The organism is Clostridium psychrophilum (assembly GCF_018861705.1).
Taxonomy (GTDB): Bacteria; Bacillota; Clostridia; order Clostridiales; family Clostridiaceae; genus Clostridium_AD; species Clostridium_AD psychrophilum.
On record NZ_JAHLEC010000118.1, the window covers coordinates 1 to 9,698 of the forward strand.

Here is a 9,698-nt window from a genome sequence, read left to right on the forward strand (position 1 = left end):
AAGATGTGTTTGCTATACCCCAAAATAGGTTAAAAACGTAATAAAGCACCAGCTATTGCTGGTGCTAATAATTAAAACTTTTTGGGACATTTTCAAATTCAGTTGACATAATTTTTTCCAAAAACTATTGAATTATACATTTAAATTTTATTATTCGATTTTTCTTAATCTCTTTACAGCTTTTATACCTAACAAATAATATAGAAACATATTTAGATTATAGGGGACAAAACCAAACTTCTCTCGTTTTTTAATATCTTACAATATATCTTACGTCACATCTTATTTGTATATTATTTAAGCTCTAAAATATAATTAAAAGAAAAACTTAGCCAAATTAACCGCCATTATAACTGCAGTTATATCTGCAAGTATTGCTGCAACTAGTGTATGCCTGATATTTTTTACATTTACAGCCCCAAAGTATATTGTTAAAGTATAGAAAATAGTTTCAGTTGACCCCATTATTATAGATGCAACTCTTCCTATATAGCTATCTGGTCCATATTGCTTTATTATGTCAGTAAACACACCTAAAGCTCCGCTACCTGAAAGAGGTTTTATTAAAACTAAAGGAACAACTTCAGGAGGTAATCCAATAAACTTAACAACTGGTTTTACAATACGAATAAAAAAGTCTAAAGCCCCAGAAGCTCTAAATACATTAACAGCTATAATCATAGCTAAAAGATATGGGAAAATTTTCAGGCAAATGGCTATTCCGTCTTTCGATCCCTCAACAAAACACTCATATACCTTTACTTTCTTAATAACTCCATATAGTACTACGAGCATAATAATAATTGGAATTATCCCTTTTAAAAGATATGACAATAAATTACCTACAATCACCCCACTCACCTACCCCTGCTTAAATTTAAATATTGTATTAATATATTTTTCATCAAAAATATTTTTGTAATATTTTACAATAAATCACACCTAAAACTGATGCCGTCCCTGTTGTGATTATTGCAGGTATTATAATAATTGCTGGGTTTTGAGAATTAAAAGCAGCTCTAATAGATATTACTGTTGTAGGCAAAAATTGAATACATGCAGCATTTAAAACTAAAAATAAAGCCATATCATTACTGGCTGTATCCTTATCATTATTCATCTTCTGCATTTCTTCCATAGCTTTTATTCCAAATGGCGTGGCCGCATTAGATAGGCCCATCATATTAGCTGTTAAGTTCATGGTAATACTGGACATTGCCTTCTGATTCTTTCCAGCTTTTTTAAAGATAATTTTTAATATTGGCCTAAGCAGTTTTGCCAATTTATCAGTTAATCCACTTTCTTCAGCAATTTTCATTATTCCACACCAAAGGCACATCATCCCAACAAGTCCAATTATTAGCTCAACGGCACCACTTGTTGATGAAATAACTGCTTTTGATACAATTTCTCCTTTTCCTGTAACAATTCCAATTACTATTCCTAATGATAAAATTAAAAACCAAATGATATTTATCACATATTTCCCCCCTAATCCTTGAAACAAATTACAATTTCTCTACTAATATATATGTAACAAATTCTATAAACTTGCATATATTAATATTTTATTCATTTTATTCCCTATATAAAAAACAATTTTTGTGTTATCATTTTGTTGTTCATTATACTAAGCCATAATAAAGGGAGCTCATTTATGATTAACATTGTTTTACTAAATTCTAATGCGTATGTACTATTTTATTACTTTATAATTTACTCCTTTTTGGGCTGGTGTCTCGAAACAGTATACGCAACAATTAAAAAAAAAGCATTTGTAAATCGTGGATTTCTTCATGGTCCATTTTGTCCAATATACGGATTTGCTATTTTATCTGTCATTGTTTTTTTAAAACCTATTGAAAATAATTACATAATTCTTTTTGTAGGTTCAGTTTTTCTAACATCTATTGTTGAATATATAACAGGGTATGTCTTAGAAAAAGTATTTAATAGTACATGGTGGGATTATAGTAATAAACCATACAATCTTAATGGAAGGGTCTGTTTGTTGTTTTCTATAATGTGGGGGACTGCTTCAGTATTAATTTTAAAAATAATACAACCTTATTTTGTTAATTTAGTAGCAACAATTCCACCTAAACCCGGTATAATATTCTTTCATATTATCATTCTATATTTGGTTATTGATTTTACGTTTACTGTAATTACTATATTCAAATTAAAATACCTTTTAACACAATTATATACAACATATTCAGAGCTAACTAATAAACTATCAGATTTAAAAATTAATTTAGGTAATACTAAAAGTATCCCCGAATTAAAAACTAAGTTAGATCAATTAATTGAGAGTGCTGAAATTAAAATGAGCAAGAAAAAATCTGATATTGAAAATATAATAAAAGAATTAAGAATAAAAATTAAATATGATTCTTTATATATTAAAAAAAGTCCTGATTATTCAAGACTTATAAAGGCCTTTCCTGATTTACGATTTAAAGGCTTCGATATCATTTTAAAAGGTGTTAAAAATAAAATTCATAAAAATAAACAAGATTAATCTTTTCACATTTCTTATATATATTTAATCAAATAACATAAGTAAAAGGAGATTTAATAATGAAACAAGATAATCTTAAACTAGCACAAAAGGGTATAGATGACGCATTAGACACTATAGAAGCATTAGAAAAAACTATAAAGGAAACTCCTCTTCCAAAAAATATACTAAAAGAGAGTTTTTATGTTCTTTCTAAAAAAGTCGATGAAATTGAAGATATTTTGAAAAATGAGGGTATACTCTAGATTCTAATATTTAGAAATACAAAATTAAAGGGATATATAAGCTTAAGCTTATATATCCCTTTAATTTTTAAATCATTTAACGGCTTAGTAGTCAACTTCTTCTAAAAATAAGCCTTTTGCTGGTGCAATATGCCCAGAATATTTTCTTTCCTTTTTATCTAATATATCGTTAATTTCATTTGCATCTGTCTCGCTAAGTCCAACTTCGACAAGTGTTCCAACTATCAATCTTACCATGTTTCTCATAAAGCCATTTCCTTGAATACTAATTTCTATATTTCCATCATTATCTACAATATTTATTGTATAAATATTTCTTACAGTAGATTTTTTCTTAGATTTAAGTGTTGTAAAACTTTGAAAGTCATGTTCTCCTATTAGAAATTCTGCTGCTTTTCTCATCTTATCAATATTTAAAGGTAAAGCTACGTGATAATCATATTTTCTAGTAAATACATCATGTACTTTATTATTACAAATATTATATACATACTTCTTAACCTTAACATTATATCGTGCATGAAAATTAGTATCTACTTCTTCAACTGACTTCACCACAATATCTTCTGGTAAATATTCGTAACAATAACTAAGCATCTTATGATCAGGCATTGTACATTCTGTTCTAAAATTTGCTACCTGATTTGATGCATGTACTCCTGCATCTGTTCTTCCAGAACCGATAACTTCAATGTTTTCTCCAGCCATTTTACTCAAAACAGATTCAAGTTTATGCTGAATTGTATTATCACTATCTCCTAGTCTCTGCCATCCTTTATACCTAGTGCCATCATATTCTATTACAATTTTTATATTTCTCATATTTATTACTTATCCTACTTTCTATTTTAGAGTTTAGTCCACTATTTTATCTGCATTTTAATTTTAACTTCTATTTTATACGTTTATTATGTACATTTATTATAAAGTTAAAACATTCCATACAAAATAATTTTTAATTTTGATAATACTTAATTTAATTTTATTATAAGATATTTTATTTCTGTTTTCAACAGAATTCTACGCTTTACAGGATTCCGCTTTGATAACTTCCAAGTTACTTTTAAATCCAATACGTTTTTTCTTTTAGATTTCTTTTAACTACCATATTCTAAATCAATTTTTTAACGGTACTATTGGTCAAAAAATAAGTTTCTTTTTATTTTTTGAATACAAATACTACTTATAAATTAGTTCACTACAAAACAAAACATCATCTGCATAACATCAAAATTATAATCATATCCTTTTCTTAAAGCTTTAAAAGCTATAAATAACGCCCTTAATTTGTCTTCTTTAAATAATTTAGGTCAGGATGTAGAAAAAGCAATCCACTTTGCTATCCAATTTTTCTAAACAACCTATATATAGTAAATTCAATTCGACCTATTATTCACACCATAAATTAATTTACAGAATTCAGTATTATTATACCATACAACTCGCTATTCCTTTAATATTATAAGTTATAAATTTTAAATATATTCAATTAGTAAGAAAAAAATTATAAAATAAATTAAATATTTACTTTATACTGATTATCAATGTTTTTTTATATGCATTTATATGTATACTATTAATATAAGATAAACCAAATAATATAAAATGAATTTTATGGAGGCTCATATGTTTACAAGTGAACTATTATTACGTTTTTTTAATTTGTTATTTTTTATTAATATAATTTTTGCTTTAGCTGTTGTTTTTTTTGAACGTAAAAACCCTGCTAGTACTTGGACATGGCTAATGGTACTACTATTTTTGCCTAGTATAGGATTTGTTCTATATTTATTTCTTGGTCAAAATCTAAAACGGAAAAAAATGTTTTCTTTAAAAAAAGAAGAAAGAGAAAATCTTACCTCAATTATTACTAAACAAAAGGAATTTTTAAATAATGACAAATTAATTAAAACTAATTCATTTTTAAATAAATATTCTGATATGATTAAGCTTAACCTTTGTAGTGATAATTCCTTTTACACAAATAATAATCATGTAACTATATTTACTGATGGCAAATCAAAATTTGATCAACTTAAAGAGACTCTTAAAAATGCGAAAGTGTATATACATATGGAATATTATATATTCCAGAATGATACTTTGGGTGGCGCTATTCTTAAAATTTTATGTGATAAGGCTAAAGAAGGTGTTGAAGTAAAGTTATTATATGATGGTATGGGTTGTCTTAAAGTTCACAAATCTTTTTTTAAGCCTTTAACTGAGGCTGGCGGAAAAATTGCTTGCTTTTTCCCACCTTTTCTTCCTTATATTAATCTTCGTGTCAATTTTAGGAATCATCGTAAAATTTGTACTGTAGACGGACAATATGCATTTATAGGTGGCTTTAATATAGGTGATGAATACTTAGGACATTCCAAAAAATTTGGATTTTGGCGGGATACACATCTATTCATACAAGGAGATGCAATCGATGCATTGCAATTACATTTTTTAATGGACTGGAGATTCGCCGCAAATGAAGATTCTACTTTTGAGGATAAATATTTTCCTCACAGAGCCCATGTTGGTAAAACAGGTCTTCAGATAGTATCAAGCGGTCCTGACTCTACCTGGAATTCTATTAAAAATGGTTATCTAAAAATGATTAGTAAAGCAGAAAAAAATATTTATATAGAAACTCCTTATTTTATTCCAGATGATAGTATACTAGAAGCTTTGAGAATAGCTTCTTTATCTGGAGTAGATGTTCGTATAATTATACCGAGTAAACCAGATCATCCGTTTGTATATTGGGCATCTACTTCCTATATGGGTGAACTTCTAGACTCTGGTGTAAAATGTTACACCTATACCAAGGGATTCCTTCATAGTAAATTTCTTTCTATTGATGAATCTATAAGCTCAGTTGGTACCGCTAATTTAGATATTCGAAGTTTTACTTTAAACTTCGAAATTAATGCTTTTATATATGATAAAAAAATAACTTCTGATTTGGATTATTTTTTTATTGACGATTTAAAATTCTGCACTGAACTAACTCTCGAAAAATATATTAGTAGAAGTATTGCCGTTAAATTCAAGGAATCTATATCAAGATTGCTCTCTCCTATACTATGATAAATAAATATTTACACAAAGTGTTTCGTACTCCCTATTTTATAAAATAAAATTTTAAATTTAGTGCTATACTTTGTATATTCTTACTTAGCTAATAAAATTATTGATTTTTCAACTTATGTTAAATACTATTAGATATTAATTATAATTACCTATTGTTATATGAAGGGAGTGCACTTATGCAAAAATCTGGTAAAGTAATAAACATTGAGAAAGATAAAATATACATTATAACCTCAAATAACGAATTTGTTACTCTCACAAAAAACACAGCTGAACCAATAGTAGGTGAACTCTATGAAGGTGAAGAATTAAAAAAAACTGCAACATGGAAATACTTACTGTCAGTTGTTTGTATTATATTACTTTTTTTCTCATTAAGAAAATTATATCTAGATAACAAATACAACTACTCTGTTATTGTAGATATGAATTGTTCTCTAAAAATGGATGTAAATGGTTCAAATAAAATTACAAAAGTTGAGGGTATTAGTTCTGGCGGCTATAAAATGAAGCAACTTGTATCTTTAGACCATAAAACTTTGGATGAAGCCTTGCATCTAATTCTAGATGAGTCTATTAAACAAAAATACTTAACTAAAGCAAATTCAGATGATGGTTTTAAAATTTCAATATTTGTTACTGGCAATAAAAATAAAATACCTATTAACATAACTGAATTTAATAGATATGCTGAAACACATGATTTTAATGTCATTTTAAATAACAATGGACAAGCCCCCATTAATTAACAATATATTTTTAACTACCTATGTTTTATATCTGTAATATGAATTATCCAGCTTAACTTTATTTTATAAATGCAAAGGACGGTGTGAGATGAAAACCATAAAAAACACAAAAGAAAAGAATATTATTCAACACTCTGAAAATTTTGGAACAAAAATTAGATTGAACAAATTTATTAGTGGGACAGGTTTCTGCTCTAGACGTGAAGCAGATAAAATGATTTATGCAGGTAGAGTCAAAGTAAATGGTCTTATACCCGAACTAGGTACTCAGGTATCTGTAAATGATTATATTGAAATAAACGGTACCCCTTTAAAAAGCAAAGAGGAATTGATTTATCTCGCTTTTAATAAACCTGTTGGTATAACATGCACTACAGAACATAAGATTAATGGTAATATTATAGATTTTATTAACTATCCAAAAAGAATTTTTCCCATAGGGCGTCTTGATAAACCTTCTCAAGGTCTTATATTCCTAACAAATGATGGTGATATTGTAAACAAAATTTTACGCGCTGGTAATAACCATGAAAAAGAATATGTTGTTACTGTTGATAAACCTATATCCCCTAATTTTATAAATCATATGGCAAATGGAATAGCTATACTTGAAACAATAACTAAAAAATGTTTTGTTAAAAAAGAAAGCAAATATGTTTTCAGAATAATTTTAACACAAGGTCTTAATAGGCAAATACGAAGAATGTGTGAAACTTTAGGTTATGCTGTTATAAAACTTGAAAGACTTAGAATTATGAATGTTTCTATAGATAATTTACCTATTGGAAAATGGAGATATCTATCACAAAATGAACTATTAGGTATTAACAATTTAATTAGTAATTCTATTAAAACTGAAAATGCTTCTAAATAATTATATTTATGTTTTTAACTATAGTACATTACCATATTTAAATCAAAAATGTCATTAAATCATCTCCTGGGTCGTTAAAGTACACATATTTGTGTGCTTTTTTTGTTTATTTGAAAGTTATCAACATTGTTCACACAGATTTTGTGGATAACTTGTTACTCTTAGTTAATAACAACTATTATATTTAACTCCTGAATATACTGAAAATAATGTTTATAATCCATTAACAATTTTATCTTTATTTTCTCTGTGGTTTTAAATATGATGCACTTATATTTAAAACCACAGTATACGCTTCATATACTGTGGTAAACATATTCATGTGGATTATATCCTATTCTCTAATACTATCAAAATACACATCCCATATGCTATTTTATTACATACAGTTTTTTTACTCTTGCTAAAAGCCTACTATGTCCACATATTTTACATCTATATCTACAATATTATTCAGTAAGATATCTATACACTATATACCACAATATGTAAATAATGTTTGTTTAGATAATATTAAAATTTTACATGGTAATATATTACACGGGTTGGATTCTCAATAATTTACATGTTACTTGAAATATTTTACTATCATCCATTTAGACTCACAGATTGTACACATTATAATTTACTAGTCCACAATTATAATATTTCTTTGTATATATATGTAAATTATTTTTAACTTGATGATACTTATACACAGTATCCACAATTAACCTGTGCATAACTTGTGGAACTGATGTTAATTACTCCATTTTTGTTACATTTAATTACATTTATATATAAATTAAAGAAATTTTTGTAAAATTATTCATATTTTCTAAAAATAATTTAATTTAAAATATTAAGTTATGCACATTATCCACAGTTTTGTTGATAACATGTTAATAACTTTTTATGTGCTTCCTTACTAATGTTTAATTCTTTTACTTTCATCATTAGAGATATATCGCAATAACAAAATATCTTGATTACCTCATTCTAAAATGGTATATTAGGCACATGAAAACAAATATTAGACATGGATGTCCTTTATTATAAATACTAATAAATTAAATTGAAAAGAGGTAATTCATTTGAGAATTGGAATGGGATACGATGTGCACAAATTAGTTAAAGGCAGAAGTTTAATACTTGGCGGAGTAACCATACCTCACGAGACTGGCCTACTAGGTCATTCAGATGCAGACGTTCTACTTCACGCTATTATGGATGCTCTTTTAGGTGCCGCTGCTCTCGGTGATATTGGTAAACATTTTCCTGATAATGACACTAGATATAAAGGAATCTCTAGCATTATTCTACTTAAACATGTAGGCAGTTTACTAAAAAATAATAACTACACAATAGAAAATATAGATGCTACAATAATTGCACAAAGTCCTAAAATGGCACCTTATATACCAAACATGGTAATAAATATTGCGACCGCACTACAATTACCTATTGGTAGTATTAATGTAAAAGCTACCACAGAAGAAGGCCTTGGTTTTACTGGCCGCCAACAAGGCATCTCTTCTAATGCAATATGTCTTTTAAATAATGACGCTATAATTGCTTTAATACGCTAATCGCTTATTTAAATGTATCATTTGTTATGAGTGTAAAATTGACTAGCATCGCTTATAATCATCTAATTGTATGTTAACCGAGACATATACCATGTTAAAACTATCTTCATATAAATCTCGATTATCGTGTATAATTTGCATACACTAATATTATAAAAGATGCTATATTACGTAGATATAAAAAATCACACAAACCTTATTAATTATAAAGGCTGTGTGATTAATTTAATTTACGATTAAAATTATGTTTATAAATTTGCTTAATTAAATAATTTTCTTGTACAATAATATTTATCTTCTCTTTTTTCTAAATCAAACTCATTTATAGATGTTATTCTGTCATGTTGCTCTACATGAAGTACATAACCCTCTTCATTTTTATTTTTGAAAAAAACTTTTGTGTAACTCATAACTTCTACCTTTTCTCCACAGAGATCATAAATTAACTTTGGAATATTATTTAGCATATACATCTACCCCTTTAATATTTATTAACTATAAAATAATAAATATTATTGTTATCTGATATTTATGCTAAAAATGTTATGATTAAGCCACAAAAAGCTATATTTTCTCCGGTAGGAGTTAAGCTATTTCAAATTTTAGGCTATGCCTCTTGAAAATATTGTAAATTAATATGAAAATTTCAATAAA

At 27.0% G+C, this 9,698-nt stretch carries 10 protein-coding genes; 6 read left to right on the forward strand and 4 right to left on the reverse strand.

What is annotated here, in order from left to right:
- Positions 1 to 315 precede the first annotated feature (315 nt).
- Both KPL38_RS16415 and KPL38_RS16420 read right to left on the reverse strand, forming a co-directional pair.
- Positions 316 to 834: a spore maturation protein gene (locus KPL38_RS16415; protein ID WP_246578008.1), complete on the reverse strand. Its 519-nt coding sequence runs from the start codon at positions 832 to 834 to the stop codon at positions 316 to 318.
- A 70-nt stretch (positions 835 to 904) separates the two neighbouring features.
- Entirely contained in the window at positions 905 to 1,480 is a 576-nt protein-coding gene (locus tag KPL38_RS16420) for a nucleoside recognition domain-containing protein (RefSeq protein WP_216290230.1), read from the reverse strand.
- A gap of 177 nt (positions 1,481 to 1,657) precedes the next feature.
- Between KPL38_RS16420 and KPL38_RS16425 the strand changes: the two genes are divergently transcribed.
- On the forward strand, positions 1,658 to 2,524 hold the full coding sequence (locus KPL38_RS16425; protein WP_216290231.1) for a putative ABC transporter permease: 867 nt from the start codon (positions 1,658 to 1,660) through the stop codon (positions 2,522 to 2,524).
- A 59-nt stretch (positions 2,525 to 2,583) separates the two neighbouring features.
- Positions 2,584 to 2,769, forward strand: coding sequence for a hypothetical protein (locus KPL38_RS16430; RefSeq protein ID WP_216290232.1), 186 nt, complete (start codon positions 2,584 to 2,586; stop codon positions 2,767 to 2,769).
- Positions 2,770 to 2,853: 84 nt separating this feature from the next.
- On the opposite strand, the gene truA is transcribed toward KPL38_RS16430, so the two are convergent.
- Positions 2,854 to 3,591, reverse strand: coding sequence for a tRNA pseudouridine(38-40) synthase TruA (truA, locus tag KPL38_RS16435; RefSeq protein ID WP_216290233.1), 738 nt, complete (start codon positions 3,589 to 3,591; stop codon positions 2,854 to 2,856).
- 804 nt (positions 3,592 to 4,395) lie between these two features.
- Here truA and cls point away from each other — a divergent pair.
- The 4 genes from cls to ispF all read left to right on the forward strand — a co-directional run bounded on the left by cls (position 4,396) and on the right by ispF (position 9,044).
- Entirely contained in the window at positions 4,396 to 5,850 is a 1,455-nt protein-coding gene (cls, locus tag KPL38_RS16440) for a cardiolipin synthase (protein WP_216290234.1), read from the forward strand.
- Between the two features lie 179 nt (positions 5,851 to 6,029).
- Complete coding sequence (locus KPL38_RS16445; protein WP_216290235.1) at positions 6,030 to 6,602, forward strand: anti-sigma-I factor RsgI family protein; 573 nt, start codon at positions 6,030 to 6,032, stop codon at positions 6,600 to 6,602.
- Positions 6,603 to 6,690: 88 nt separating this feature from the next.
- Positions 6,691 to 7,476 (forward strand): 23S rRNA pseudouridine(2604) synthase RluF, encoded by a 786-nt coding sequence (rluF, locus tag KPL38_RS16450; protein ID WP_216290236.1) that lies wholly within the window; start codon positions 6,691 to 6,693, stop codon positions 7,474 to 7,476.
- Between the two features lie 1,073 nt (positions 7,477 to 8,549).
- Positions 8,550 to 9,044, forward strand: a complete 495-nt coding sequence (ispF, locus tag KPL38_RS16455) for a 2-C-methyl-D-erythritol 2,4-cyclodiphosphate synthase (RefSeq protein WP_216290237.1) — start codon at positions 8,550 to 8,552, stop codon at positions 9,042 to 9,044.
- A gap of 260 nt (positions 9,045 to 9,304) precedes the next feature.
- On the opposite strand, the gene KPL38_RS16460 is transcribed toward ispF, so the two are convergent.
- Complete coding sequence (locus tag KPL38_RS16460) at positions 9,305 to 9,511, reverse strand: hypothetical protein (RefSeq protein ID WP_216290238.1); 207 nt, start codon at positions 9,509 to 9,511, stop codon at positions 9,305 to 9,307.
- Between the last annotated feature and the right edge of the window lie 187 nt (positions 9,512 to 9,698).